Genomic DNA, 25,688 nt, shown 5'->3' on the forward strand with positions numbered 1-25,688 from the left:
TTTATCTGGCACAATCCGCGAGAAATGGGCGGGTGGAAAAAAAGAGGCCTTTGCACCAGGCTTACTGTTTCATACCAAAAGGAGAGAAGCTATGCCTTATGACTCACGTTCAGCGCTGCCGGATAATGTCAAAAAAGTGCTGCCAGCGCACGCACAGGATATCTATCAGGAAGCATTTAACAGCGCCTGGGAACAGTATAAGGAGAAGAAGGACCGTAACGGTGATGAATCCCGCGAGGAAGTTTCCCATAAAGTGGCCTGGTCTGCGGTGAAGTCAAAATACCAGAAGGGCGACGATGACAAGTGGCATCCCAAAAAATAGTCTCGCAGGGCGACGCCGTTCGCCCTGTCAACTCTCCGCTGGCTTCACCACCTCAATGAAATTTTTCTGCTTCCCTCTCTGAAGTTTTGCCTGCCGCCGCCGATGAAGTCATTAAGTGAAATTTAGCCTGTTGTGCCGCCTCCCGGCTTGATTGCGCCTGCTGAATGGCTTAGGGTCAGGGTGAATAGCGAAACGGTGAGTTGAACGATAAAGCAATGAACGTTGCTGGTCTGGCTCGGGCAGAAGTAAATTGCAGCGGCGGGAGAGAGTAATGCTGACACGAGATTTCTTATTAAAAGCAGACTGCAAAACGGCTTTTGGCGACATTGAAGAATCGCTGTTCTGGAGCTGTGAACAGCGTGCCGCCTCGCTGGCTGCCACGCTTGCCTGCCGTCCTGATGACAGTCCTGTGTGGGTATTCGGTTACGGCTCCCTGATGTGGAATCCCGTTTTTGAAGCGGAAGAAGTGGCGGAAGGGACGCTGAACGGCTGGCATCGCGCCTTCTGCCTGCGCCTGACCGCCGGCCGCGGTACCGCCAGTCAACCAGGCCGTATGCTGGCGCTGAAAGAGGGCGGTAAAACCACCGGACTGGCGTTTCGTCTGCCGGAAGATAAGCTGCATGAAGAGCTGGCGCTGCTGTGGAAACGTGAAATGGTGACGGGCTGCTATCTCCCCACCTGGTGCGGGCTGACGCTCAATGATGGCCGGGTGGTGACCGTTCTGGCGTTTGTTATGGATCCCCGGCATCCCCTTTACGAAGCGGACTCCTGTCCTGGCACCATCGCGCCGCTGATTGCGCAGGCCAGCGGGCCGCTGGGGAGCAACGCGCAATACCTTTTTCTGCTTGAGCAGGAACTCGAAAAGCGCGGCCTTTATGATGAGTGCCTGACCGACCTTGTTCAGCGCGTACGCGATCTCCAGGAGTGCCATAACGGACTGGTGGGGTGATCCCCACCATTACTGTCCCGGGTTGATAAGCCAGGTGCCCGCCCGGTTAATCTCCAGCTGTTGACTGTAGACGGCGGTGTCAGTATGCAGATCGATTTTATAGCTACCCGCCGCCAGGTTAAGTGAGGCGTAACCGTTCCTGTTCGGTTTCACCTCGGTGGGCGCGCCGTTCAGCAGCAGGCTGTCGCCACTGCCCAGTTTGACATAGACCGTCGCCAGCATGGGAACCGCGTTATTGGCCGCGCGGCTAGCCGTTGCCGCGCCCTCATCTGCGGCCTTTTTCGCCGCGATTGCAGGATGTTCAGACCGTTCTCCGCTTCCGCTACGGTTAAGCCAGGCGATCAGCACCACTAACACCATCAGGGTCAGACCACTCCATATTATCAGCGGCTTTGACAGCTTTCTGGCATTGCGCGGCGCGACCGGCTCCGCCGCTCCGGCAGCGGGATTAACCGCCATAATTACCGGCTCCGGCTCCGGCTCCGGCTCCGGTTCAGATTCCACAGGCGGTTCAACCACCTTCTGCATATCCTCAACGTCGCTGACTTGAGTGGTGTTACTGACCAGCTCTTCAACGCTTGCCACGGGTAAATCAATCAGCGCCGCCAGTTCATCAATCGTCTGGGGGCGATCCTGTGGCTTCATACTCAGCGCCTGATCAATGGCGTTAAGCAGCGAAAGCGAGAAGCCTTCAGGCCGAAGCTGAGCAAGCGGCTGGTAACGATCCTCAATACAACGCACCACGCTTACCGGCGGCGGCGTACCGGTGACCAGCGTATGCAGCACCGCACCCAGCGCGTAGATATCCGTCCATGGCCCCTGTTCGCTGTCACTCTCCTCGCTGTACTGCTCGATAGGCGCATAGCCCGGCTTCAGCATGATTTCCGTTTCATCCGACAGATTACCGATCTCCTTGCGGGCTGAGCCGAAGTCCAGCAGTACCGGCATCTGGTTATCCTGGATCTGAATATTGTCGAGGGAGATGTCACGATGCAGGTAGCCTGCCAGATGAATGGTATTAATCGCCCCAAACAGCGGCGGCAGGAGCTGGCGGATCCAGGCATCGTCAATCGACTCCGGCCGGCCCAGTTGGCACTCTTTCAGCGTCATTCCGCTGTAATAAAGTGTGCCCATATAGGCGGTGCCGTTCTCTTCCCAGAAGCGCAGCACGTGCAGCAAACCGGGATGATTAAAGCGCGCCAGCAGGCGGGCCTCCTGGATAAAGCTGTTCAGGCCAGCCGTAAACAGCTTTTGATAGCGCTCTCCCCGCAGGACGATCGTTAAATCCTCCTCACGGGAGGCCAGCGAAACAGGCAGGTACTCCTTGATGGCGATGGTCCGCTCAAGGAGATGATCCCAGGCGCGATAAACGATGCCGAATCCACCACCGCCGATCACTTCCTTGATCTCAAATTCGTTAAACCGGTGCCCTGCCGGAAGGGCGTTAGGGACGTTCTTGACGTTATTGTTCGCCGACATAGTTACCACTCTCTCAGTGCAAAGCCCTGGCAGACCCGGGCTAGTTAACGGTGCGCCAGGCGCCAATAGCCGGATCGGCCAGGTCTGCATGCAGGTCATCCACCAGCAGCACGTTTATTCTGATTTCAGGTGCCACGATCCCGCTCCAGGCTTTGCGAAGGGCGTCGACGCGCGTTTTTAACGCGCTGGCATCTGCCGCCTGGCTGCGGTCCATTTTCACCAGCAGCGTGCCTTCAAAAGACCAGACGTGCAGCGTCGGGTTAAAGGGCAGCACCAGCCAGCTATCCGGCGCGCCCTGCATGGCGGCCACCAGGCGCTGATTATTGGCCGCGACGACGTCAAGCGTGCCGGAGGCAGGATGAACGTTACGCAACGGGAATCCCTGATAAAACTGCACCGGAATAAGCTGCTCTTTGCCTTCACGCGAAAGCGTCAGCTCACTTTTGCCCTCAAGCCAGCCTTCCGTTGAGCAGGTCAGGGTTTTGGCTTCAGGAATGAACAGCGACTGACCGTTTTCGTCCCACCAGGTGCGGAAGTGGCAGCCTTCCGGCAGATCGAAATGGTGAAGCGGCTGGCTGTTGGCGGGCTGGGAGATATCGAGCGGGGCGGCGTTACTCGCCGTGGCGGTCGCGGTGGCATCGGCCAGCACAATAGGCCGCCAGTCCTGCTCTTTGGAGGCCGTACCCGTGGCAAGCACCATCCCCTGGTCGTTAGTCATCTGCCACGGCAGCTCTGTCAGCTTACCGCACTGGTTTTGCAGCAAATTACCGACGCGGGGCAGAAAGGTATTCAGCACGCTGGATTCTTTGCTCTTGCCGGAAAGAATGCGCAGATGGATCGCCTCCTGACACCAGTCGCGGGGCGCTTTACTGGCCACGTTATCAATAAAAACTTCCAGCGCCAGGCTGGGAGAGTAAACCACGCGATAATCTTCCGCCCGGACGGCGGAAGCAAACAGAAGAATGACGGTGGCGGGCAACCAAAATTTCATAGCGTTCCTTGGTGTTAATCACGCGGCGGTAAAAAGCGGGCGGAGTCCGCCATGGACTGAAAGAGCGTGGCGTCCTGAGGCGAGCCAACCCAGACAGCCACCGCACTCAGGTTATCTTTTTTCTCGCTGCGGTTAATGGCTTTTTGCATCAGCGCCAGCCACTCCTGCGGCGAGTTAACCATGCGCAGCGCCTGCTCCATCTCCTCAGGCGTCAGGCTGCACCAGAAACCGTCGGTGCAGACCAGAAAAGCATCGCCATCTTCCAGCGGTACCAGCTCACTGGTACTGACCGGCTGAGTGCCTTCCGCGCCAAGGGCATTATAGAGTAAATTACTGTTAATTCCGGTATTTTCGTAACCCGCGTCGCGCATTTGCTGCGCCAGACTGTGATCGCGGGTCACGGCATGAATAAACCCACGACGGAAGTGATAAATGCGGCTGTCTCCCGCATGCGCCCACCAGGCAAGCTGACTGACCCGATCGATAAACAGGGCGGCGAGCGTGGTGCTCATACGTTTAAAATTTGGCTGACTTTTCTGCGCATTAAGGATGGCCTCTTCGGCGAGATGAACCCAGCGTCCGGTTTCATCAGGGGTGACGCGCCGATCCTCACTGAATTCCGCCAGCAGCGTATCCCGCGCCAGCTGCGCGGCGGTTTCGCCACCCTCGGTGCCTGCCACGCCGTCACAAACCACAAAACAGGCACTGTGCGTTCCCAGCAGCGCGCCGGTTTCATCCTGATTACTCTCACGAGCGCCTATCTGCGATGTCGAAGCATAGTTAATGTTCATTGTTCTTCCTGTCGGGTTTGTGAGTCTTTGTACTGATTCACTTCCATATCGTAGGCCTGCAGGAAAGCATCGCCGAACAGGGTATGAAAATCATCTTCGATTTCACCAGACGTATTCTGGTAATGCCGGACAAAATAGTCCCATAACGCGGCTTTCTTTGAGGCGCTTAACGCAAATTTTGGCACATTACCGTCGCGGCGGGCGTGTTCTTCCATCCGCTGCGGATTAAAAGATTGCAGCATCGCGGCGATAATTGCGCGAATACCGGCAATCATACCGAGTTGGTGCGCCTGAAGATCGACCAGCGCATCGCGAACGGCCTGTTCAGGCGGCATAAAACCGGGCATCTGACTCTGGTAAATCTGCATCAGTACGGTCTTGCCTGAAGGCAGGATCTTAAACGGATTATTCGCCTCGTTAAGGATCATGGTCATCTCTGCCTTAACGCCGCGCTTCAGGATAGAACGCGATGAGAGCAGGGCAACCGTCCCCTGAGAAAAGAGGCTGAGCATCCGGCCAGTGGTGCGCATCTGCTCCTCGGTCAGCTGTGGCTTATCCGGATGGCTGTCCAGCCCCATTCCTTCCAGCAGCGCCGTCAGTAAACGCTGTTCATGAGGCTGCGACGCGTTGCGCTCGCCGCTGTGCGCCGGCATGTGACTGACCGGGTCGATATCCAGCCGTGGATCGTTAGGGCGTACCTGGCGCGTCGCCGCGACGGCAGTCGGGCACGCGTCGGGATGAACAAAAAGCGGTTCCACCTCATGCAGAATGCCGAGCGGATCCTCAACTGCCGGTGAGCCATCACCGAACAGCATAAGAGGATCGATATCATCAGCAGGCGACGCCGCCACATGCGAAGGGTCGCTGACCAGAATCTGATAATCACCAATGCCCAGGATGTCGCCATGCTGCAGCCTGACCTGGCTGCCGCGGTCGAGCGGCGTTTGATTGTGCACGACGGCGATAACGCTGCCCTGATTCGTCAGGCGACACTCGCCGCTGGGGGCAACGTGTACGACCGCCTGAAGCCGCGAGATGGCGCGTCCGGTGTCCGGTAGAACCAGATCGTTATCCAGGCTGCGCCCGATAGTACCGCCAGGCGGCGTAAAATCGCACTGGGTAACGGGGGCGTCGGTGCTGCTGTCAACAAGGGTAAATCGCATGCGCTTTTCCTGAAGCCATGGCCCACAGGCCAGCTAACTCTATTCAAACATTGGCGGATAGAGTCCATGTCGTCCCGGCAACGCCACTGCGGCCGGGTCGAATAAAAGTGAAAACAGCTGCGCGGTCAGATTGCCGCTGTGCTTATGGCTGACCAGCGGATAACCGTCGCTCTGGTTGGTCCACCAGTAGCTGGTGTACTGCATCGGATCGAAACGGTCGGCCACTTCACGCCAGCCCAGAGAGCAGGGCAGATCCTGATAGCCAATCACATCCATAATAGCTGACTGTCCGCTATCGGGTAGCGACAGCGGCAACAGCGCACGCAGCGACTGGGCCAGCTCATCTGGCGTCGCTGGCGTACTGACCGCCTGATGCAGCGTTTCGCCCAGCCGCAGAAACCAGTCGCCGGAAACGAAAAGCTGCGCCGGGTGCCAGTGGCTGACCGGTACGCTTTGCAGCGCGATAAGGGGCCAGGCTCTGCCCACGCGATCGCGGGAGGGCAACATGCAGCCAATTTGCACACGCTGCACGCCAAGCGTCGCGGGCAGAGCAAAATTCCATACCGGAGCGCGACGGAACGTTTCGCTGCCGCTGTCGCTATGGTGATGCAAATGGTTCAGCCCCTGTTGAAACCAGGTTGTCCAGCTGGCGATGATAGCTTCGGGCAGCCTCGCCTGGAAAAAATCACCGGTGCCGGGCAGTTTGCCATACCATCCGAGGTCATACTTTTCTGCCATCGTCATGACCTTCTAATCAGTGAACAAGCACGGCGCCTGATGCGGGAATAAAGGCGGATGCCGTATCGTTATGCTGGCCCGCATTGTCGAGATGAATGGCCAGCTTTCTCATCATCAGCGCATTATCCCGCGCAAACGGCGAGATCTGAACCTGGCGGTCAAGCAGCTGGCTGAGATGCCAGTCGAGCTGCTGAAGCTGGCGTGTCGTCACGCTGGGGGGCAGAGTGCGCTGCAGATTCTGCATCACCCAGGCGCGCAGAAATTCGCCATCATAAGAGCGCGGCTGATAGAGCATCTGATAGGCGCGTAGCGCATTACGGCTGAACTCGCTGTCCTCGCCTTTATCGCTCCGTAGCGTGGCGGTAATCTGTTTCGCCACGTTGGGCAGCAGCAAGGTTTTTAACGCATTCTGATAAATGCCCATGGCCGCGTCGCTGATCTGATCGCCCCGATAGAGGCCGCCGCGCAGGCTGAGAGGCGGGTCGTCAAGCGAGAATGCCTCGCTTTGCGGCAGCGCCACCAGGCTGTTCAGAAACGGCAGCAGATCGAGAATGGCGACGCTGTTACTGGCGGTAAGCCGTTGTGCCTGCTGTTCTATCGCCGGTAAACGTGCCGCTACCTGATCGAGATACTGCTGATTTTTATAATAGCTGGTACTCCACAAAAGCGTGGTAATTAGCAGCGTCAGGCCGAGCACGCCATAACCGATCCAGTGCAGCAGGCGATTACGGTTCTCCCAGGAACGATCGCTGCCGGCAAGGTGACTTTCGCGGAAAATCATATCGCTCAGCAACGCGTGGATAAAGTAGCTCTGCTCCCGGTTAGCCGGTATCGGCGCGTTGCGGTTAACAGTATCCCAGCTCGCAATAGAATGGCTGACGGGCTGCGGCAGCTGAAGCTTACGGGTTAACTCGCCCATAATACGATCGAACGGCAGCCCTTCCTGCGTGCCGCTGGTAAAGAAAATGCCGCGCGGTGTCCAGGGCATCTCGCCATTCTCCGGCGAGAAGACGATATCAAGATATTCGGCGAGCAGCGGGCGCAGCGAGGCGAACTCCTGGGGAAACAGAAAACACTCCGCACGCTGGCTCAGATCGCTCTCTTTTGCCATCCTGCCGGCCAGATCGTCCAGCAGCCGGGTACAGAGCGTGCGGAACTTCTCTTCAAACAGCGTGCTGACCGCCGCCACGCCCTGCCTGTTCGCCAGCCACGGGAAGGTAAAGCCCCAGACCCGATCGCGCTGGCTTTTATCCAGCGAAGCGAAATAGCTCATAAAGCCTTTCAGCAGATCGGTCTTGGTCACCATCACATAAACCGGAAAGTGAATGCCGGTTTGCAGATGGAGTTCTGACAGACGCTGGCGCAGCGAGGTGGCCTGAGCGAAACGCGCTTCTGCCGAGTCGCTCAGCAGATCGGCCACGCTGAGCGTCATGATCACCCCGTTAATCGGCTGGCGCGCCCGGAAACGCTTCAGCAGGGAGATAAACGTCTGCCACTCGCTGGCGTCACGGGCGCGCTGGCTCTCCTGGAGCGTGTAGCGCCCGGCGGTATCAAGCAGCACCGCCTCGTCGGTAAACCACCAGTCACAGTGGCGCGTGCCGCCAACGCCGCGCAGCGCAGTTTTGCCAAGGGTATCGCTGAGCGGAAATTCCAGTCCTGAATTCACCAGCGCCGTCGTTTTGCCCGCGCCGGGCGCGCCGATAATCATGTACCAGGGCAGTTCATAGAGATATTGTGCGTGAAACCGTTTGAGCCAGCCTTGCTTTTTGCGGTTCTCCCGTGCGGGAAAATGCGTTTTTTTCAGCATGGCGATCGCTTCGCTGAAGCGGGAGGCCAGCATCTCTTCGGTGACGGCCTGCTCTTCCCGATCCACTTCGGGATGCTGAAGCGTGGTCAGCAGCTTACTGTTAAACCAGGCGCGATAAAGCCCCGGGATCAGCTGGAAGAAAATCCATAAAAAATAGCCGATCCCGATGGCGATCTGGCGGTTAAGCGTACTTTCCAGCCAGTGGACACCCACCAGAGAAAAATGCGGGCCGCCGATCCAGACCAGCGCGGCCAGGGCGGTAATACCGATGAAGCCGAGAAAAAGGCGGCTAAAAAGAAAAGAGAATAAAGAGGCTGCCATCAGGGAGTTCCCGCGTTGCTGTTGCTGCCTGGCTGGATGTCAGGGGAAGGTAATAAGGTGATTTCCACCCGCCGGTTCTGGGCACGGTTCTCGTTGCTGTCATTCGGCAACAGGGGATTGCTGTCGCCGCGACCTTCTCCCCGCACCTGATGCCCCGGCTGCACCATCTGCTGCCTGAACAGCGAGGCGATCTCTTCAGCCTGAGCCAGAGAATACTCATAATTAGACGGAAAATGGTGGGAGCGAACGCGCTGATTATCCGTATAGACGCTGATCGTAATAGTGCCTTTAATCGTATCCATCGCAGCGGCGATGCGGGTAATAATCGCCTGGCCCTGCGTGGTAAGTTCGGTGCGGGCAGGTGCGAACAGCCGATCGGTCGCCACGATGACTTTACTGCCGTTGGTGCCATCAGCAACGTCAAGCTGGCGGGCGACAATCATATCATCCAGCCGCGTACGCAGATCCAGCAGCGCCTGACTGGCACTGCTGCGGTTATCGTTCCCGCCCTGAGGGAGTGGCGTTTCCCAGATAGCGCGCAGAACCGGCTCCGCCGCGTTGCCCAGCCGCCAGTTCAGGCCGGAATAGATCAGGCAGGCGATAAAGGCGGTGATGCTGATACAGACCCACAGCGGCACCGGTGGCCGCCAGAGCGTATTTTGTCCGGACGGGAGGAGAGGTTCCGGCATCGCTGGCTGCGTCTGCGCACCGCGCGTATCGCTGATCAGCTGAGCCAGACGGCTACGCACCGCATCGCGCTGGAGGCGGCCCTGTTCGACGCCGCGATAGCGGCCTTCGTAGCCCAGCAGCAGGCAGTAATGGATCACTTCCAGCAGCCAGAGGTGCTGCGCAGGCGTATGGGAGATGCGTGACAGCAGCTGGAAAACTTTTTCGCCGCCCCAGATTTCATTATGAAAGGTGACCAGCAGCCCGTTGCCTGACCAGATACCGCGTGAACCCCAGGGGGTCTGAGCGGCGGCTTCATCCAGCACGCTGCAAAGACAGTAGCGCGCGCCAATAATCATATCGAATGGAAGGCCCGCCTGTTTGCTGCGCATTTCAAACTGACGTATCTCATCGACCAGTTGCTGACGCAGACCGGCGGGATCGTCATGAGTCGCCGCCAGGCGGATCTGCACAATTGCATTCAGCAACGGCGCTGCGGCGGCAAGTAATGGATTGTCTTGGCTGACCGGGAGCGGTAAGTCAGCGGCATATTCCTGAGTCATCTGGGTTTTACGGTCTCTGCTGGATGGCACCGGTCAGGCATTGAGGCTGACCGTCCTGTCGGATGCCAGGAGATCGCCATCCCTGGCGTATCTTTAGTCCGGATTGCAGTAGGTTACTGTTCCTCAGCGCCACAAGCTGGGCCGCCGGTAAGTAACACTGTCCCGTCTGCAACCCTCTGATTGAGGGTAGAGGCGATTATTCCAGAATCCAGGTTGCGTTATCGTTATTGCGACAGGCTTTGCTTTTCCCGCCGACATCCACGCAAACCTTGGTGGCGCTCTTACGCGGTTTTGGCCGGTCGCTCTTCAGCGTGGCGTCATACAGATCGCTTTTCACGCCCGCCTTAAAAGGCACATAACCGATTAACTGGAGCTGCTCCTCATCGGCGATCGCCAGCCAGTGTCCTTCGACCTGGCCCAGCACGTTGAAAGGCTTACCGCTTTCCAGATATCGCACCACTTTGCCGCTAAAATCGGGGCGGGTCATCACTGAAGCCCCGTAAAGCGCCCGGTAGGTCTCGTTTACCGGCGTGAAAGAACCTGGTGGCTGTACCGCATAGCGGTGGGTCAGCGTCACGCCATCGACTTCACTGGTGACAACCGTATCATCGGTCACAGGAGGAGGAGGCGCTTTACAACCGGCCAGGGTCAGGGCTGCCAGCAGGGTTAACGCGATGCTTATTTTCACAGGGGTCCTCGTGCATTTCATCAGTGAGCCTAATAGTCCACAAGCGAAACACCACCTAATCGTTCCCAAAAACGGCCGACGGCGGACGATGAAGGGATAAAAATTATGCGGGTTTACAGAAAGATAAAATCGTTAACAGTCTACCTTACACATTTGAGATTGGGAACCATTGCATAAGGGGAGATGACATGATATCAGTCGGCTCGCGCCTGTTACAGAGTCCCATAAAGGTGCCAGCGGAAAAAAATCAGAAAGAACAACAGGCTGCCTCAATGACGCTGTCACGCTTTTAAGATTTTTTCGGTGACAGGAAGGCGTTTTACAGGAAATTATAATCACAAGCCAGATTAACGAATCCCGTAACGTGAGAAAATTTTCCCCGCTCTCCACTTCTCACCCTGATTTCCCCCACCATTCAGGCATGGCTTTTGCTTAATACCAGCATCGACAAACGTCTGGAGATGCGGTTATGCCCACCAATGTTCCTCCGGCAGATGCCTGGCTGATGGCGTCACGCCAGGCTGAAATCGCCAGCCTGCAAAAATTGCTGCAAACCGGGAAGCTGACAGGGGAGATCAGCCAGCTTGTACATGAGCTACAGCGCGAACGCGGCGTCAGTAATATCTGGATTTGTTCACAGGGGAAAATGTTTGGTGAAGAACTGCCTGTCCGGGAACGTCAGGTTGGCGTGGCGCTGGCGAATACACTGGCGAACCTGCCACCGCTGGCTGGCAATCAGGCAGCGCAGCCCGGCAGCGCCAGGGTGTACAGCCGGATCGCTGCGGCGCTGCACGCGCTCGGCGAACTCACGGCGCTGCGCCGCGATGTGCGCGACTGCAGGCTCAGCCACAGCGACGCGATGCGGCAGTTTACCCACATCATCCGCCAGTTGCTTAATCTCGCGTTTGAAATGATTGATACCGCGAGTGACCCTCAAGTTTCACGCGCGCTGATAGCGATGTTCAGCTTTATGCAGGGCAAAGAGTTGGCAGGCCAGGAGAGAGCGATCGGATCGGCGGGTTATGCTGTTGGAGCCTTTTCCGCCAGCCAGCGCGAACGGCTGCTGGAACTGATCGAGGCACAGGATCGCTGTTTTACCCACTTCACGCAGTTTGCCGATGCGAAAAGCCTGCAGCGCTGGCGCAGTCAGTCGCAGGAGGAGAGTGATGTGGAACGGCTCCGGCGTATCGCCTGTACGCGCAGCACACCGGAAGAAGGGGGGGCGGAAATGGCGCTGCGCTGGTATCAGCGGATGACGCGGCGTATCGACGGGCTTAAACAGGTGGAGGATGGACTGGCGCAGCATCTGATGCAGTGCTGTCGGGAAAGTATACGTCAGGCTCAGCTTCAGCAGGCGGTGCAGGAGGAGGGGGGCGATGCGTTGAGGGATCAGCCTGACACCGGACCGGCATTCAGCATCTACGTGGCGGGCCAGAACTGGCTGAAGCAGGAAGGGCAAACGCTGGACACCGGCGGCCTGACGCCCGCTCTGGGAAAATCGGTGCTGGGGCTGGTGGAAGCGCAGTCGCGTCAGCTGGAGGCGCTGGACAGTGAACTGACCGCCATCCGGGCATCGCTCGGGGAGCGTAAGCAGATTGACCGGGCGAAAGCGCTGCTGATCCGCCACCACGACTACAGCGAAGAAGAAGCCTGGCAGGCGCTGCGTAAAATGGCGATGGATCAGAACCGCCGCATCCCGGATATCGCTGAGGCCCTGCTTGCGGTGGCGGGTGCCTTTACGGCTACTCCTAAGTGAGTAGTTGCACAACGTGCGGGCGTTTATGCTTCACCGCAGGGCAAAAACAACCTCCGATAGCCGGGTTCATGGGGCATCACGCCAGCGCCAAAGCAGGTAAACCGGAACAGAACCGGCCTGACAATCGTGAATTACCTGCTCCGCTTTAACGCTCAGACATTATCTCTGTTCATACAGATTTTTCTGGCACACCCCTTGCAACACTTCCTGTCACATAGCTGCATTTGTTTCGCCAACGGCGGTGAAATGAGTGCTTTGGATAAAGGCGTCCAACCGCATGCGCTGCGCATGCTGGTCGGACGCCTTTTTTTATTCTTTCAGGAAGCCAGAAGATGACTAAACCAGGTTTTCCGCTCTCCAGACGACGATTTCTTACGGGTAGCGCCTTGCTGGGCGGCAGCTACCTGGTGCCCGGTTTGCTGAACAGCGTCTGGGCGGCAGGTTCAGATGCGCCGGAGAAAACGACGGTTCGCGTCGGCTTTATTCCCCTGACCGACTGTGCGCCGGTGGTGATGGCGGCGGTAAAAGGCTTTGATAAAAAATATGGTTTCACCCTGGTGCCGAGTAAGGAAGCCAGTTGGGCGGCGGTGCGCGATAAGCTGACCTCTGGCGAGCTGGATGCGGCACACGTCCTTTACGGGATGCTCTACGGCCTCCAGCTTGGCGTGGCCGGGCCGCAGCATGATATGGCGAATCTGATGACCTTAAACCAGAACGGCCAGGCCATTACGCTCTCAAATCAGCTGAAAGAAGCAGGCGTCACCGATGCCGCAGCCCTGCAAAAAAAGGTGAGCACCAGCCCGGCAGGGACCTATACCTTTGCGCATACCTTTCCCACCAGCACCCACGCTATGTGGCTCTACTACTGGCTGGCGAACGCCGGTATCGATCCATTTAAAGATGTACGCACTGTCGTGGTGCCGCCGCCGCAGATGGTGATGAATATGAAAATCGGCAATATGAGCGGTTACTGCGTCGGAGAGCCCTGGAACCAGCGGGCTATTGCCGAACGGGTAGGATTCACGGCGGAAACCTCACAGGGCATCTGGCCCGATCATCCGGAAAAAATCCTTGGCACGCGTGCTGCCTGGGTGAAAGCGCATCCCAATACTGCCAGGGCGCTGACCGCTGCCGTACTGGAGGCGGCCCGCTGGATTGATGCCTCAGACGAGAACCGGAAGGAAACGGCACATGTGATTGCCGGACGCGCTTATCTCAATACCAAACCCGGGATCATTGAGGGCCGCATGCTTGGTCAGTATGACAACGGTCTTGGTAAACGCTGGCAGGACCCGCACGGCATGCGTTTTTACAACGAGGGGGCGGTGAATTTCCCCTGGCTTTCAGACGGCATGTGGTTTCTGACCCAGCAGAAACGCTGGGGGCTGCTGAAAGAGGAGCCGGACTATCTCGCGGTCGCCCGGCAGATCAACCGTATTGACGTTTACAAAGCGGCCGCTGCCGCTGTGGGGAATGTGCCGCTGCCGGCAGGCGAGATGCGCAGCAGTACGCTGATTGACGGCAAAGTCTGGGACGGCAGTCAGCCCGCGCAGTATGCCGCCAGTTTTGCCATTCACGCAGGAGGTCAGAAATGAAAAATGAAGCACGCATCGTTCCGCTGGTGGCAGAACCTGCCCCGATTCAGGCAGAAATCATCCCGCTTAAAACGCGGCCCGAACCCAGGCCTGCCGTGCGCCGCCCCGTGTTGCGTCCGCTGCTGCAGCGCACGATCCCTGGCGTGTGCGGCATCATGCTGCTGCTGGTGGTCTGGCAGATCGCCGCGCTCAACAGTGATGGCTTCCCGGGGCCGGTCTCAACCTGGCAGGCGGCGATCACGCTCTTTGCCGACCCTTTCTACAACGGTGGGCCTAACGATCAGGGCATTGGCTGGAACGTGCTGGCCTCTCTTCAGCGGGTAGCGGTCGGCTTTGGTCTGGCGGCGCTGGTCGGCATTCCTGCCGGTTTCCTGCTCGGTCGTTACCTGTTTCTGGGCCGCATGTTCAGCCCGATTATTTCGCTGCTGCGCCCGGTCAGCCCGCTGGCCTGGCTGCCTATCGGTCTGCTGCTGTTTCAGCGCGCCGAACCCGCGTCGAGCTGGACCATTTTTATCTGCTCAATCTGGCCGATGGTGATCAACACCGCCGAGGGCGTACAGCGTATTCCGCAGGATTATCTCAACGTCGCGAAGGTCCTCCGGCTGTCGGAATTCACCACCATGCGCAGGATCCTCTTCCCTGCGGTGCTGCCAGCGGTACTGACCGGCGTGCGCCTTTCTGTCGGCATCGCCTGGCTGGTCATCGTCGCCGCCGAAATGCTGACCGGCGGTCAGGGGATCGGTTTCTGGATCTGGAACGAGTGGAACAACCTCAACGTGGAAAACATCCTGATTGCCATCGCCATTATCGGCGTGGTTGGGCTGCTGCTGGAGCAGGCGCTGATGCTGCTGGCGCGCCGGTTTTCCTGGCAGGATGGACAGAAGGGGAGTAGATAATGCAGAACATCATTGAGGTACAAAACGTCAGCCAGCGCTTTAACAGCACCCAGGGAACGTTTCTCGCGCTGGATAACGTCAGCTTCACCCTTCGTCAGGGAGAAACCCTGAGCCTGACCGGCCATTCAGGCTGTGGCAAATCCACCTTGCTCAATCTGATCGCCGGGCTGACCAGCCCGAGTGAAGGCGTCCTGCTGTGTGATAACCGTGAAATTGCAGGCCCCGGCCCGGAGCGGGCGGTGGTGTTCCAGAACCACTCATTGCTGCCCTGGCTGACCACCTACGACAACGTTGCGCTGGCGGTCAGTCAGGTATTCAGAAACCAGATGAGCAAGGCGGAACAGCACGACTGGATCCTGCACAACCTTGAGCTGGTGCAGATGCAGCATGCGCGGGATAAACGCCCCGGCGAACTCTCCGGCGGGATGAAGCAGCGCGTCGGCATCGCCCGGGCGCTGGCGATGAAACCCCGCGTGCTGCTGATGGATGAACCCTTCGGCGCGCTGGATGCCTTAACCCGGGCGCATTTACAGGATGCGGTGATGGCCATTCAGGCGAAACTCAATACCACGATTGTGCTGATCACCCATGATGTGGATGAGGCCGTACTGCTCTCCGATCGGGTAATGATGATGACCAACGGCCCGGCGGCCACGGTGGGCGAAATTATGACGGTCGATCTGCCGCGTCCCCGTGACCGGGTGGCGCTTGCCAGCGAGCCGCGCTACCACCAGCTGCGCCAGCAGGTGCTGCATTTCCTCTACGAAAAGCAGTCGGTGGCGTAAGGAGAAGGCGATGGCGGAACATCTGGTGGTGATTGGCAACGGAATGGCCGGGATGCGGATGGTGGAAACGCTGTGGCAGCTTGCGCCCGGCCGCTACCGCATCACCGTGGTGGGGCGAGAGCCGCTGGGCAACTACAACCGTATCCAGCTTTCATCCGTATTGAGCGGAGAAAAAACGTTTGCGGAGACGGTATCGCATGGCCCCGAATGGTATCAGCAGCGCAACATCCGGTTTCTGCCGGGTGAGGAAGTGTTATCGCTTGATATAGCAGCAAAAACTATTACTACCGCGCTGAGAACGCTGCACTGGGATCGCCTGGTATTTGCCACAGGTTCCCGTCCGGCCATCCCCGCGATTCCCGGCTGCGATCTGCCGCACGTCAGCGGATTCCGTACCCTGGCGGATGTTAACGGCATGCTGGCGGGACGCGGGCCGGTCGTGGTACTCGGCGGCGGGCTGCTTGGCATAGAGGCGGCGGCAGCGCTGCGGCAGCGCGGTCGTGACGTCACGCTTATCCACCGTCACGGCTGGCTGATGGATCGTCAGCTTGATCCGCAGGCCGGCGCGTTACTGGCGGAAACACTGCATCAGCGGGGAATCACCTGTCGCCTGGCCTGCGAAATCACCCGTATTGAAACCGACCGCGTCACGCTGACGGGAGGCGCAGTCATTCCGGCCGGTCAGGTCGTTATTGCGACCGGCGTGATGCCTGAAATCTCACTGGCGGTGGCGGCGGGTATTCCTTGTGGACGCGGTATTCTGGTGGATCGGCAGTGCTGCACCGCCATCAATGCCATCAGCGCGCTCGGCGAATGTTGCGAGATCGCAGGCGAAACCTTTGGCCTTGTCGCCCCCTGTTTTGCCCAGGCCAGGGTGCTTGCTCATCGCCTCGCCGGAGAGCCGGTGGCGGATTTTGTTGACGAAGAGGCGGGCACCCGCCTGAAGGTCACCGGCATACAGGTGTTCAGCGCAGGTCAGATTTCAGCTGCACCGGATCTCATCTCCGCTGAAGCCTTCGATCCGCTGGAACGCCATTATCGCCGCCTTTTTTTCCGCCGCCGTCAGCTGGTGGGAATGCTGCTTTATGGCGATGTAAGTGACAGTGTCACACTGATGGAAAAAATGCAAAGCGGCGTCAACGGCGATCCCCGGCTGCTCCTTGACCCCGATTACTCAGCGCAGCCCAGGGCTGCAGGAGAAAAACAGATGCGCAAACCGACACTGGTTGTTATCGGCCATGGTATGACCGGTCACTATTTTCTTGAGCAGATGGTGGCTAAATCGCTGCATCTTCACTATCACATCGTGGTTTATGGCGAAGAGCGTCACGTCGCTTACGATCGGGTTCATCTCTCCGACTATTTTGCTGGCAAAGGGGCAAAGGCGCTCTCGCTGGTCAGCGACCACTTCTTTGCCGATAGCGGCATTGAGCTGCGGACGCATCGCCCGGTGGTGGCGATCGATCGCGAACGGCGCTGCGTGCGTGAGGCCGGTGGCCATGAGATGAGCTGGGATAAGCTGGTGCTGGCGACCGGCTCTTACGCCTTCGTCCCGCCGGTGCCGGGCAGTGACGATGCGGGCTGTTTTGTCTACCGCACGCTGGACGATCTGGATGCGCTGGCCGCCAAAGCGAAGCAGGCCCGGCGCGGCGTGGTGATCGGCGGGGGGTTACTGGGTCTTGAGGCGGCCAATGCGCTGACCCGGCTGGGTCTGGAAACCACGGTGGTGGAATTTGCGCCGCGCCTGATGGCCGTTCAGCTCGATGAAGGCGGTGCGGCGATGCTGAGCCGTAAGATTACTGCGCTGGGCGTTCAGGTACTGACCGGCAAATCGACCCAGCAAATTGCCCGTCAGCCGGATGGTTCGTTGCAGCTGAATTTCGCCGACGGCGGCATACTGGAGACCGATTTAGTGCTGTTCTCCGCCGGGATCCGTCCCCGCGACCAGCTCGCCGCCGACGCCGGACTTCGTCTTGGGCCACGCGGCGGCATTGAAATTGACAGCGGCTGCACCACCTCCGATGCGGATATATATGCCATTGGCGAATGCGCCCTGTGGAACGGGCAGATCTTCGGGCTGGTGGCGCCGGGCTATCAGATGGCGAGAGTGCTGGCCTCAACGCTGGCGGGGGAACAGGCCGCGTTTACCGGCGCGGACATGAGTACCAAACTCAAACTGCTCGGGGTAGAGGTGGCCTCCTTTGGCGACGCGCACGGACGTACCGCAGGCAGTCAGAGCTATTACTGGAACAATGAGCCGCAGGAGATTTACAAGAAAATCGTCGTCTCCGCCGACCGCAGACGCCTGCTGGGCGGCGTGCTGATCGGCGACAGCGGGGATTACAGCACGCTGCTGCAAATGATGCTGAATGAGATGGCGCTGCCCGCTTCTCCGGAAGCGCTCATCCTGCCTCAGCCGCAGGGGTCACCAGCGAAAGCGCTGGGCGTGGCCGCTCTGCCCGACAGCGCGCAAATCTGCTCCTGTCATAACGTCAGCAAAGGCGACGTGTGCGCGGCGGTATCCGGCGGCTGTGGCGATATGGCCTCGCTGAAGCGCTGTACCAAAGCGGCGACTGGGTGTGGCGGCTGTGCAGCGCTGGTTAAGCAGGTGATGGAATATCAGCAGGCTTGCCTGGGCGTGGAGGTGAAAAAAGATATCTGTGAACATTTCGCCTACTCGCGCCAGGAGCTGCACCATCTTATTCGCGTCGGCAATATCAAAACCTTTGATGCGTTGATTGCCCAACACGGCAAGGGGCTGGGTTGCGAAATCTGTAAACCGCTGGCCGGATCGCTGCTCGCCTCGACCTGGAATGAGTATCTGCTTAAGCCGCAGCATCTGCCGTTGCAGGACACCAACGATCGCTATTTTGCCAATATTCAGAAAGACGGCACTTACTCCGTGGTACCCAGAATCGCCGGTGGTGAAATCACGCCGCAGGGGCTGATTGCCATAGGGAAAGTTGCGGAGCGCTACAACCTCTACAGTAAAATTACCGGCGGTCAGCGCATCGATCTCTTTGGCGCGAGACTCGATCAGCTACCGGCTATCTGGGAGGAACTGCTGGCGGCAGGCTTTGAGACCGGCCACGCCTACGGCAAATCGCTGCGCACGGTGAAATCCTGCGTCGGCTCTGACTGGTGTCGCTACGGTCTGAAGGACTCTACCGGCTTCGCCATTGCGCTGGAGAACCGCTACAAAGGGCTGCGTGCGCCACACAAAATCAAGATGGCGGTCTCGGGCTGCACCCGCGAATGTGCCGAGGCGCAGAGTAAAGATATCGGCGTGATCGCCACGGAAAACGGCTGGAATCTCTACGTCTGCGGCAACGGCGGTATGAAGCCCAGACATGCGGATCTGTTTGCCAGCGATCTGGATGACGCCACGCTAATCCGCTACGTGGATCGCCTGCTGATGTTTTATGTGCGCACCGCCGATCGCCTGCAGCGAACCAGCGTCTGGATGGACAATCTGGAAGGCGGGCTGGCCTATCTGCGTCAGGTGGTTATGGAAGATTCACTGGGCATTGCGGATGAACTGGAGCAGGAGATGGCACATGTGGTGGCAAGCTACCAGTGTGAATGGCAAACCACGCTGGAAAACCCGGAGCGGCTGGCGCTCTTCAGACCAACGCTTAACAGTGACCAGCCGGATGAAACCGTCCGCTGGGAACAGGTTCGCGGTCAGATCCGGCCAGCGACTGCGCCGCTGCCGGTCAATCATACTCCTTCGCCAGTAGGCTGGACCGAGGTTTGTGCGCTCGACGCGATCCCGCCCCAGGCGGGGATCGGGGCGCGTATTGGCGCACAGCGTATTGCGCTGTTCCGTCTGCATGAGCAGGTCTATGCGCTTGATGATATTGAACCGGGAACCCGTGCCAGCGTCCTTTCCCGCGGCATTCTGGGCGACAGCGCTGGCGAACCCATTGTTATCTCACCGCTCTATAAACAGCGCTTTCGGCTTTGTGATGGCCGGGCACCCGATAACAGCGACCTGGCGGTACGCTGCTGGGCGGTAAAAGTGGAGGCGGGCCGCGTCTGGGTCGCCAGCGAGGCACTGGCGCTGGCGCAGGCGGTGGCCTCATGAAAAGTACCTGTCCCTACTGCGGCGTAGGCTGCGGCGTGGCGATCGCGGTCGATTCTCAGGGCGGCTGTAAAGTCACCGGCGATGCCACGCATCCAGCCAGTTACGGCAGGCTTTGCGTTAAAGGTGCGGCGCTTGGCGAAACCCTCACTCATCAGGGTCGGCTTCTCTCCCCCGAGGTCGATGGCGGAAAGGTGAGCTGGACGCAGGCGCTGGATGCGGTTGCGCAGCGTCTTGCTGCGGTGATCCGTGAACATGGGCCGCAGGCGGTGGCGTTCTACGCTTCGGGTCAGCTGCTGACGGAAGATTATTACGTTGCCAATAAGCTGATGAAGGGATTTCTCGGCGTGGCAAATATTGATACCAACTCCCGTCTCTGTATGGCCTCGGCGGTGGTGGGCTATAAGCGCGCATTCGGCGCGGATGCGGTTCCCTGTTGCTATGAGGATTTTACGCAGACCGATCTGGTGGTGCTGGCTGGATCGAACAGTGCCTGGACACATCCGGTCGCCTTTCAGCGGCTGGTGCAGGCGAAGCAGGCGAAACCCGGCATGCGGTGCGTAGTCATTGATCCGCGCCGTACGGCGACCTGCGACATTGCCGATCTGCATCTGCCGCTGAGGCCGGGCAGCGACGCGGCGTTGTTTAACGGACTGCTGCACTGGCTGGCGACGCATCAGGCACTGGATGCCGCCATGCTGCCTCACCTTAACGGCGTGGAGCAAGCGCTGCAGGCGGCAGCTGAGTGGCCGCTGGCGAGAGTGGCCGACTTTTGCCGGCTGCCGCCTGAAGACGTGACGCGGTTTTATACCCTCTTTCAGCAGTCACCAGCAGCGCTGACGCTCTATTGCATGGGGATAAACCAGTCCGCCAGCGGCAGTGATAAATGCAGTGCCATTATCAATGCCCATCTGGTCAGCGGCAAGATAGGACGTCCGGGCAGTGGTCCCTTTTCCCTGACCGGACAGCCCAATGCGATGGGCGGACGTGAGGTGGGCGGGCTGGCGAATCAGCTGGCGGCGCAGATGGACTTTACCCCACAGAACGTAGCGCGGCTTCAGCGTTTCTGGCAGAGCCAGAAAGTGGCGGACCGGCCCGGCCTTAAGGCGGTGGAACTGTTTCAGGCTGTGGGGCGGGGCGAAATCAAAGCGATCTGGATTATGGGAACGAATCCGGCGGTCTCGTTGCCCGACGGGCTTGCCGTAGCGGATGCTCTGCGGCGCTGCCCGCTGACCATCGTCTCCGACGTGACGGCGCATACCGATACCGCAAGGCTGGCGCATATCCTGCTGCCCGCCCAGGGCTGGGGGGAGAAAAATGGCACGGTAACCAATTCTGAACGTTGTATCTCGCGCCAGCGCGGTTTTGTCGCCCCGGCGGGCGAAGCGCGGCCTGACTGGTGGATCCTCGCCCAGGTCGCCCGGCGTCTGGGTTTTCAGCACGCATTTAACTGGACGCATCCTGCCGCCATCTTCCGCGAGCATGCGGCGCTCTCCGGGTATGAAAACGCAGGAAGCCGGGCATTTGATATCAGCGGGCTGGCATCGCTGAGCGATCGCGCCTGGGAGCAACTCGATCCTGTTCAGTGGCCGGTGAATGCCCGCTTTCCCGTCGGCTGCGTCCGGCTGTTCGGTGACCGGCAGTTTTATCATCCGGATGGCCGGGCGAGGCTGATCCCGGTAACGCCCAGTCTGCCCGCCTCTCAGCCCTCACGATCCTATCCGCTTACGCTCAATACCGGCAGAATTCGCGATCAATGGCATACCATGACCCGCACCGGCAGCGTGCCGCGTCTGATGCAGCATTACAGTGAACCTTTCGGTGAGCTGCATCCCCTTGATGCCGGACGCTACGGTATCGCCGACGGCGATCTGATGCGCGTCCAGTCGGTCAGCGGCTGGATGATCTGCCGCGCTCACTTCAGCGAAGCCCAGCAGCCGGGCAGCCTGTTTGTGCCCATCCACTGGAACAGCGAGTTTGCCAGCCATGGCAAGGTGGATGCGCTGGTGGCTGCGGCAGTCTGCCCACTCTCCGGGCAGCCGGAAAGCAAGCAGACGGCGGTGCGTATCAGCCGCTGGCAGTCTGACTGGCAGGGCACGCTCTACATGCGCAAAAGCACCCTGAGTGGCGAGCGTAAGCCGTTATGGTGGGTGCGAATTCCGGAAGGAGACGTAACGCGCTACCTGCTGGCCGATCGGGGCGAGCCAGCGACATGGCTGGCTCAACAGGGGCTGACGGAAGGCGTGACGTTACAATCTGCCCGTGCCAGTGGGCATTTTCTGCACCTCCTCGGATGGCGAAACGGCCAGCTGGAACTGGCCTTCTTTAGCGGCGATCCTTCGCTGGCGGTGCGGGAAGCCGTACTGGCCGCATTTGTTGAACCGCCCGCCACGGCACAGCAGCGCTTTGCCCTGCTCAGCGAACGGGCCTCATCAGGCTGTGCCGCCGGGCGCACCGTCTGCAGCTGCTTTGGCACCGGAGAAAATCAGATAACTGCGGCCATCGCCGCCGGTTGTGACACGAAAGAAGCGCTGGGTGCGCGGCTGAAATGCGGCACCAACTGTGGCTCCTGCCTTCCAGAATTAACCCGGCTGATTGCGCTTGCGCGCACGGCTGCCTGAGTGAGGTATGCGATGACGACACTACTTCCGTCGCTGGAGAAACTGTTAACCAGCGTTAAGAGCTGTAAAGCGGGTGCGGTGTGGCTGGTGGGCGCCGGACCGGGTGATGTGGATCTTCTGACAGTAAAAGCGCTGAGGCTGATTGAACACGCTGAGGTCGTGGTCTTTGACCGGCTGGTCAGCCCTGAAATTCTGGCGCTCATCCCCGCCACGGCGCTGAGCATTGATGTGGGTAAAACGCCCGGTTTCCATGGTCTGAAGCAGACACAGATTAATCAGCTGCTGGTGGAACTGGCGGCTGCCGGACAGCAGGTGATCAGGCTGAAAGGCGGCGATCCTTTTATTTTTGGCCGGGGCGGAGAGGAGATGAGCTGCATCCGCGAGGCGGGCATTGCCTGCCATATAGTGCCAGGTATCACGGCGGCGACGGGCTGTGCGGCGGCCACGGGGATCCCGCTGACGCACCGGGATATGGCGCAGTCGGTCCGCTTTATCACCGGACATGGAAAAGAAGGCCGCCCTGACCTGGCGTGGCACAGCCTGCGGGACGCCAGACAAACGCTGGTGTTTTATATGGGGCTGACGTGGTGTGAGGCACTGAGCGAAGCGCTGATCGCCCACGGACGCCGGGCAGATACCCCGGTCGCTATTATCGAAAAAGGCACCAGACCCGATCAGCGGGTGATGGTGACCACGCTTGGCGAACTGGCGGAAACGGTAAAACGCCAGTCGCCGCAGTCGCCCTCGCTTCTGATCCTGGGCGATGTGGTCAGCCTTTACCGCGCCACCAGCACCTCCACGCCCAGCGCTTCAAAGGCGGTGGCGGAAACGAACCATCACGCATTGCGATAATATTTTAAAGAAGCATTAAGAGAATCTGATCAAGCAGTACGTACAAAAAGTATTGATACATAGCCAGATTGGCCAGCTTCAAAAAAGCCAAAATGTTCACCGCTCGCGTGAAAATTGACCGCTGCTTTATTGACCGCTACTGTGGTCTGGTTACGTAAGTAACGAACGCAATTTTTATAATGGAATTCTCTTACATGGAGTTAATGAAAATGGCAATCCCAGCCTATTTGTGGCTTAAAGACGACGGCGGCACGCCTGTCAAGGGCTCTGTCGATATGCCTGGCCGTGAGGGTAGCATTGAGATAATCGGGCTCAATCATGGTGTTACATTTCTAACTGATGACGCCACGGGCAAACTAACAGCAAGGCGGGAGCACTCCCCGTTTACGTTTGATAAGAAGATCGACGCCTCCACGCCTTATCTCTATAAAGCCGCGACGACCGGCCAGAAATTCACATCGGCTGAAGTAAAATATTACCGCATCAATGATGCCGGTCAGGAGGTGGAATACTTCAGTACGCTGATGGAAGGGGTACACGTGATTTGCGTCGGGCCTGTCATGTATAACGTGAAATCCCCATACGGTGAACAGCGTAACCATCTCGATATTGTTGATCTGGTGTACGAGAAAATCACCTGGCGATATTTGGATGGAAATATCATGCATTCAGACCGCTGGAATGATCGCATTATCCCACAGGGAGGCGGTCATGAAATGGAAATATGAGCAAAGCACCGGCAGGCTCTATTATGGCAGTGAGCTGGTGGAGACGGGTTACTCCGGTAGTCTGACCAACAAAAATAACCCAGATCGCCAGCATGTAAAAGGAATGGGGCCGATTCCGCGAGGAACGTATCGGATCGCCGGGCACTCAACGTCAAAAGGTCCGATGACGATAATTCTGGAGCAGACCTCCGGCGACACGTTTGGCCGGTCGGCGTTCCGCATTCACGGCGAGAGAGTTGATAAGCCTGCGGGCTTCGCATCTGAGGGCTGTATTATTATGTCGCGGGCTACACGGCGGCGCATTCTGCGCGAAGGCGGGATGCTGGAGGTTGTCCGATGAGACGACTCATGCTTTCAGGGCTGTTTCCCTGCCTGGTATGGGCGGGGGGAATCGCCACTGACTGGTCAGGCTTATTGAAGGGCGTCGAGTCGGGCGATCAAGTCTGGCTTGAGAAGGTTCCGGAATTTGCGGCCAAAGCCGACGTAAAACAGGCCGCTGCCCTTGAGGATGCACTTTCCATAGCGTTATCTAAGAATACCTCAGGTGTTCTGGAGACACTCAACATCATCGACGCCAAAACCTGGCCCCATATGATTGGAACAGACATCGTCTGTGGTGTTCCGGCTGAGTTATTCACTACCGACGCTATGGTTGAGGATTTTTATCAACGGACGCGTCTGGCTCTGCTTGAGACGGACAGGGGAGCAACCTGTCTGTGGATCCTTGAGGCAACATATGAGGAATGGAAGGCGGATCAAGCCCGTCAGATTAAGTAACAATGTTCCCGGCCAGCAAGTGGCCGGGTTCTTAATTCTCTCCTTCCCTGGTTTCCAGACCAGCTCAGCCGAAGCGCTGAATTTTCTCAGACGCACCGCTATGACATTATTCGCCATCATGCTGTGCTTTCCCGCTTTGAAAATAAAGGAAACCGAACTTTTACGCCAGTCACCACCGTCGCCCTCACTGCTGATCCTGGGTGATGTGGTCAGCCTTTACCGCGCCACCAGCACCTCCACGCCCAGCGCTTCAAAGGCCGAAATTGCGCTGTCTGAAATGCCGCTGTCGGTGATCAGGTAGTGAATATTGCTCCAGTCACAGGGCAGGGCGAACATCGACACTTTATCGATTTTGCTGGAGTCGGCCACCACGTAAACCGTGCTGGCCGATTTGATCATCGCGCTCTTCACTTTGATATCGGTCTCGCTGGGGAAGCTCAGGCCCAGCCGGGGTGAAATACAGGCCGTGGCGAGAAACAGCTTCTCTGCCAGCACGTTCTCAAAAAAGCTGGCGGCTTTTTCGCCGGAGGTGGAAAGGGTGGGGAATTTAAAGGTGCCGCCGGTCAGCAGAATATTGATCCCCGGCTCGCCTCCCAGCATCAGCGCAATATTTACCGCCGTGGTCACCACCGACAGTTTACGGATATGGCTAATTTGCTGCGCGATGGCGGTGGTCGTGGTACCGGAATCGAAAATTACCGTATCCCCATTGTCGATATGCTGGGCAGCCAGCCGGCCTATCGCCTCTTTTTCGTCGAGATGCGTCTGGCGTTCCAGCATCAGCGCGCCGGTGTTCTGCTTGCCCGTTACCAGCGTTGCCCCGCCGTGAAACCGCTGAACATAGCCCTCTTTTTGCAGCATACGCAGGTCGGTACGGATGGTCGCTTCCGTCAGGCCAAATGCGTCGGTCAGAATTTTGACGGTGACGGTGCCATCTTCCCGGATCATCTCCAGAATCTTTTCGCGTCGCTGTTGCATATCCGCTAACTGTTCATTCTTGCTTTTCAACCGAAACTCTCCCTTCACCTGATTTTCGCGCATCAGCCCGCGTCAGCCCTGCCGTCAGCCGAAATATTACCCGCCGTCCCCGCCGATTGCGAGCGTAGCGGGGAGAGA

At 58.5% G+C, this 25,688-nt stretch carries 21 protein-coding genes; 12 read left to right on the forward strand and 9 right to left on the reverse strand.

What is annotated here, in order from left to right:
• Positions 1–91: 91 nt before the first annotated feature.
• Positions 92–322 carry a putative cation transport regulator ChaB gene (chaB, locus tag EA20_RS0116400; protein WP_024967858.1) on the forward strand — a complete coding sequence of 77 codons (231 nt, stop codon included), beginning with the start codon at positions 92–94 and terminating at the stop codon, positions 320–322.
• Positions 323–593: 271 nt separating this feature from the next.
• Complete coding sequence (locus EA20_RS0116405; protein ID WP_024967859.1) at positions 594–1,271, forward strand: gamma-glutamylcyclotransferase; 678 nt, start codon at positions 594–596, stop codon at positions 1,269–1,271.
• Between the two features lie 9 nt (positions 1,272–1,280).
• On the opposite strand, the gene EA20_RS0116410 is transcribed toward EA20_RS0116405, so the two are convergent.
• The 8 genes from EA20_RS0116410 to EA20_RS0116445 all read right to left on the reverse strand — a co-directional run bounded on the left by EA20_RS0116410 (position 1,281) and on the right by EA20_RS0116445 (position 10,499).
• A complete protein-coding gene (locus tag EA20_RS0116410; protein WP_024967860.1) occupies positions 1,281–2,750 on the reverse strand; it encodes a serine/threonine-protein kinase in 1,470 nt (489 codons plus the stop codon).
• A 40-nt stretch (positions 2,751–2,790) separates the two neighbouring features.
• On the reverse strand, positions 2,791–3,741 hold the full coding sequence (locus EA20_RS0116415) for a hypothetical protein (RefSeq protein ID WP_024967861.1): 951 nt from the start codon (positions 3,739–3,741) through the stop codon (positions 2,791–2,793).
• 14 nt (positions 3,742–3,755) lie between these two features.
• Positions 3,756–4,532: a PP2C family serine/threonine-protein phosphatase gene (locus EA20_RS0116420; protein WP_024967862.1), complete on the reverse strand. Its 777-nt coding sequence runs from the start codon at positions 4,530–4,532 to the stop codon at positions 3,756–3,758.
• Positions 4,529–5,695 (reverse strand): type VI secretion system-associated FHA domain protein TagH, encoded by a 1,167-nt coding sequence (gene tagH / locus EA20_RS0116425; RefSeq protein WP_024967863.1) that lies wholly within the window; start codon positions 5,693–5,695, stop codon positions 4,529–4,531. The genes EA20_RS0116420 and tagH overlap by 4 nt, the downstream gene beginning before the upstream one ends.
• Before the next feature lie 39 nt (positions 5,696–5,734).
• A complete protein-coding gene (gene tagF / locus EA20_RS0116430) occupies positions 5,735–6,433 on the reverse strand; it encodes a type VI secretion system-associated protein TagF (protein ID WP_024967864.1) in 699 nt (232 codons plus the stop codon).
• 16 nt (positions 6,434–6,449) lie between these two features.
• On the reverse strand, positions 6,450–8,561 hold the full coding sequence (gene tssM / locus EA20_RS0116435) for a type VI secretion system membrane subunit TssM (protein ID WP_024967865.1): 2,112 nt from the start codon (positions 8,559–8,561) through the stop codon (positions 6,450–6,452).
• Entirely contained in the window at positions 8,561–9,790 is a 1,230-nt protein-coding gene (gene icmH / locus EA20_RS0116440) for a type IVB secretion system protein IcmH/DotU (RefSeq protein ID WP_024967866.1), read from the reverse strand. The genes tssM and icmH overlap by 1 nt, the downstream gene beginning before the upstream one ends.
• 196 nt (positions 9,791–9,986) lie before the next feature.
• On the reverse strand, positions 9,987–10,499 hold the full coding sequence (locus tag EA20_RS0116445) for an SH3 domain-containing protein (RefSeq protein ID WP_038381706.1): 513 nt from the start codon (positions 10,497–10,499) through the stop codon (positions 9,987–9,989).
• Positions 10,500–10,947: 448 nt separating this feature from the next.
• Here EA20_RS0116445 and EA20_RS0116455 point away from each other — a divergent pair, with 448 nt between their 5' ends.
• From EA20_RS0116455 to EA20_RS0116510, 10 genes are all read left to right on the forward strand, one after another.
• Positions 10,948–12,234 (forward strand): nitrate regulatory protein, encoded by a 1,287-nt coding sequence (locus EA20_RS0116455; protein ID WP_024967868.1) that lies wholly within the window; start codon positions 10,948–10,950, stop codon positions 12,232–12,234.
• A gap of 332 nt (positions 12,235–12,566) precedes the next feature.
• Complete coding sequence (locus tag EA20_RS0116465; RefSeq protein WP_024967869.1) at positions 12,567–13,829, forward strand: CmpA/NrtA family ABC transporter substrate-binding protein; 1,263 nt, start codon at positions 12,567–12,569, stop codon at positions 13,827–13,829.
• On the forward strand, positions 13,826–14,725 hold the full coding sequence (gene ntrB, locus EA20_RS0116470; protein WP_024967870.1) for a nitrate ABC transporter permease: 900 nt from the start codon (positions 13,826–13,828) through the stop codon (positions 14,723–14,725). Before EA20_RS0116465 ends, ntrB begins: the two co-directional genes overlap by 4 nt.
• Positions 14,725–15,510 carry an ABC transporter ATP-binding protein gene (locus tag EA20_RS0116475; RefSeq protein WP_024967871.1) on the forward strand — a complete coding sequence of 262 codons (786 nt, stop codon included), beginning with the start codon at positions 14,725–14,727 and terminating at the stop codon, positions 15,508–15,510. Before ntrB ends, EA20_RS0116475 begins: the two co-directional genes overlap by 1 nt.
• Before the next feature lie 10 nt (positions 15,511–15,520).
• Positions 15,521–19,597, forward strand: a complete 4,077-nt coding sequence (nirB, locus tag EA20_RS0116480; protein ID WP_081772594.1) for a nitrite reductase large subunit NirB — start codon at positions 15,521–15,523, stop codon at positions 19,595–19,597.
• A complete protein-coding gene (locus EA20_RS0116485) occupies positions 19,594–22,215 on the forward strand; it encodes a nitrate reductase (RefSeq protein WP_024967873.1) in 2,622 nt (873 codons plus the stop codon). Before nirB ends, EA20_RS0116485 begins: the two co-directional genes overlap by 4 nt.
• Before the next feature lie 12 nt (positions 22,216–22,227).
• Positions 22,228–23,067, forward strand: a complete 840-nt coding sequence (gene cobA, locus EA20_RS0116490; RefSeq protein ID WP_024967874.1) for a uroporphyrinogen-III C-methyltransferase — start codon at positions 22,228–22,230, stop codon at positions 23,065–23,067.
• A gap of 209 nt (positions 23,068–23,276) precedes the next feature.
• The gene (gene tssD / locus EA20_RS0116500; RefSeq protein WP_024967875.1) at positions 23,277–23,795 is read left to right on the forward strand and encodes a type VI secretion system tube protein TssD; all 519 of its coding nucleotides are present in this window, start codon (positions 23,277–23,279) and stop codon (positions 23,793–23,795) included.
• Complete coding sequence (locus EA20_RS0116505; protein WP_024967876.1) at positions 23,779–24,135, forward strand: tlde1 domain-containing protein; 357 nt, start codon at positions 23,779–23,781, stop codon at positions 24,133–24,135. The genes tssD and EA20_RS0116505 overlap by 17 nt, the downstream gene beginning before the upstream one ends.
• On the forward strand, positions 24,132–24,572 hold the full coding sequence (locus EA20_RS0116510) for a hypothetical protein (RefSeq protein ID WP_024967877.1): 441 nt from the start codon (positions 24,132–24,134) through the stop codon (positions 24,570–24,572). The genes EA20_RS0116505 and EA20_RS0116510 overlap by 4 nt, the downstream gene beginning before the upstream one ends.
• Before the next feature lie 216 nt (positions 24,573–24,788).
• On the opposite strand, the gene EA20_RS0116515 is transcribed toward EA20_RS0116510, so the two are convergent.
• On the reverse strand, positions 24,789–25,580 hold the full coding sequence (locus EA20_RS0116515) for a DeoR/GlpR family DNA-binding transcription regulator (RefSeq protein ID WP_024967878.1): 792 nt from the start codon (positions 25,578–25,580) through the stop codon (positions 24,789–24,791).
• Between the last annotated feature and the right edge of the window lie 108 nt (positions 25,581–25,688).

The sequence above is a fragment of the Pantoea sp. IMH genome (genome assembly GCF_000599885.1).
Classification (GTDB): Bacteria; Pseudomonadota; Gammaproteobacteria; order Enterobacterales; family Enterobacteriaceae; genus Erwinia.

Bases quoted from the DNA above. Each gene is read 5' to 3' on its own strand.
- chaB (WP_024967858.1), top strand. From the start codon at position 92: ATGCCTTATGACTCACGTTCAGCGCTGCCGGATAATGTCAAAAAAGTG.
- EA20_RS0116405 (WP_024967859.1), top strand. From the start codon at position 594: ATGCTGACACGAGATTTCTTATTAAAAGCAGACTGCAAAACGGCTTTT.
- EA20_RS0116410 (WP_024967860.1), bottom strand. From the start codon at position 2,750: ATGTCGGCGAACAATAACGTCAAGAACGTCCCTAACGCCCTTCCGGCA.
- EA20_RS0116415 (WP_024967861.1), bottom strand. From the start codon at position 3,741: ATGAAATTTTGGTTGCCCGCCACCGTCATTCTTCTGTTTGCTTCCGCC.
- EA20_RS0116420 (WP_024967862.1), bottom strand. From the start codon at position 4,532: ATGAACATTAACTATGCTTCGACATCGCAGATAGGCGCTCGTGAGAGT.
- tagH (WP_024967863.1), bottom strand. From the start codon at position 5,695: ATGCGATTTACCCTTGTTGACAGCAGCACCGACGCCCCCGTTACCCAG.
- tagF (WP_024967864.1), bottom strand. From the start codon at position 6,433: ATGGCAGAAAAGTATGACCTCGGATGGTATGGCAAACTGCCCGGCACC.
- tssM (WP_024967865.1), bottom strand. From the start codon at position 8,561: ATGGCAGCCTCTTTATTCTCTTTTCTTTTTAGCCGCCTTTTTCTCGGC.
- icmH (WP_024967866.1), bottom strand. From the start codon at position 9,790: ATGACTCAGGAATATGCCGCTGACTTACCGCTCCCGGTCAGCCAAGAC.
- EA20_RS0116445 (WP_038381706.1), bottom strand. From the start codon at position 10,499: ATGAAATGCACGAGGACCCCTGTGAAAATAAGCATCGCGTTAACCCTG.
- EA20_RS0116455 (WP_024967868.1), top strand. From the start codon at position 10,948: ATGCCCACCAATGTTCCTCCGGCAGATGCCTGGCTGATGGCGTCACGC.
- EA20_RS0116465 (WP_024967869.1), top strand. From the start codon at position 12,567: ATGACTAAACCAGGTTTTCCGCTCTCCAGACGACGATTTCTTACGGGT.
- ntrB (WP_024967870.1), top strand. From the start codon at position 13,826: ATGAAAAATGAAGCACGCATCGTTCCGCTGGTGGCAGAACCTGCCCCG.
- EA20_RS0116475 (WP_024967871.1), top strand. From the start codon at position 14,725: ATGCAGAACATCATTGAGGTACAAAACGTCAGCCAGCGCTTTAACAGC.
- nirB (WP_081772594.1), top strand. From the start codon at position 15,521: ATGGCGGAACATCTGGTGGTGATTGGCAACGGAATGGCCGGGATGCGG.
- EA20_RS0116485 (WP_024967873.1), top strand. From the start codon at position 19,594: ATGAAAAGTACCTGTCCCTACTGCGGCGTAGGCTGCGGCGTGGCGATC.
- cobA (WP_024967874.1), top strand. From the start codon at position 22,228: ATGACGACACTACTTCCGTCGCTGGAGAAACTGTTAACCAGCGTTAAG.
- tssD (WP_024967875.1), top strand. From the start codon at position 23,277: ATGGCAATCCCAGCCTATTTGTGGCTTAAAGACGACGGCGGCACGCCT.
- EA20_RS0116505 (WP_024967876.1), top strand. From the start codon at position 23,779: ATGAAATGGAAATATGAGCAAAGCACCGGCAGGCTCTATTATGGCAGT.
- EA20_RS0116510 (WP_024967877.1), top strand. From the start codon at position 24,132: ATGAGACGACTCATGCTTTCAGGGCTGTTTCCCTGCCTGGTATGGGCG.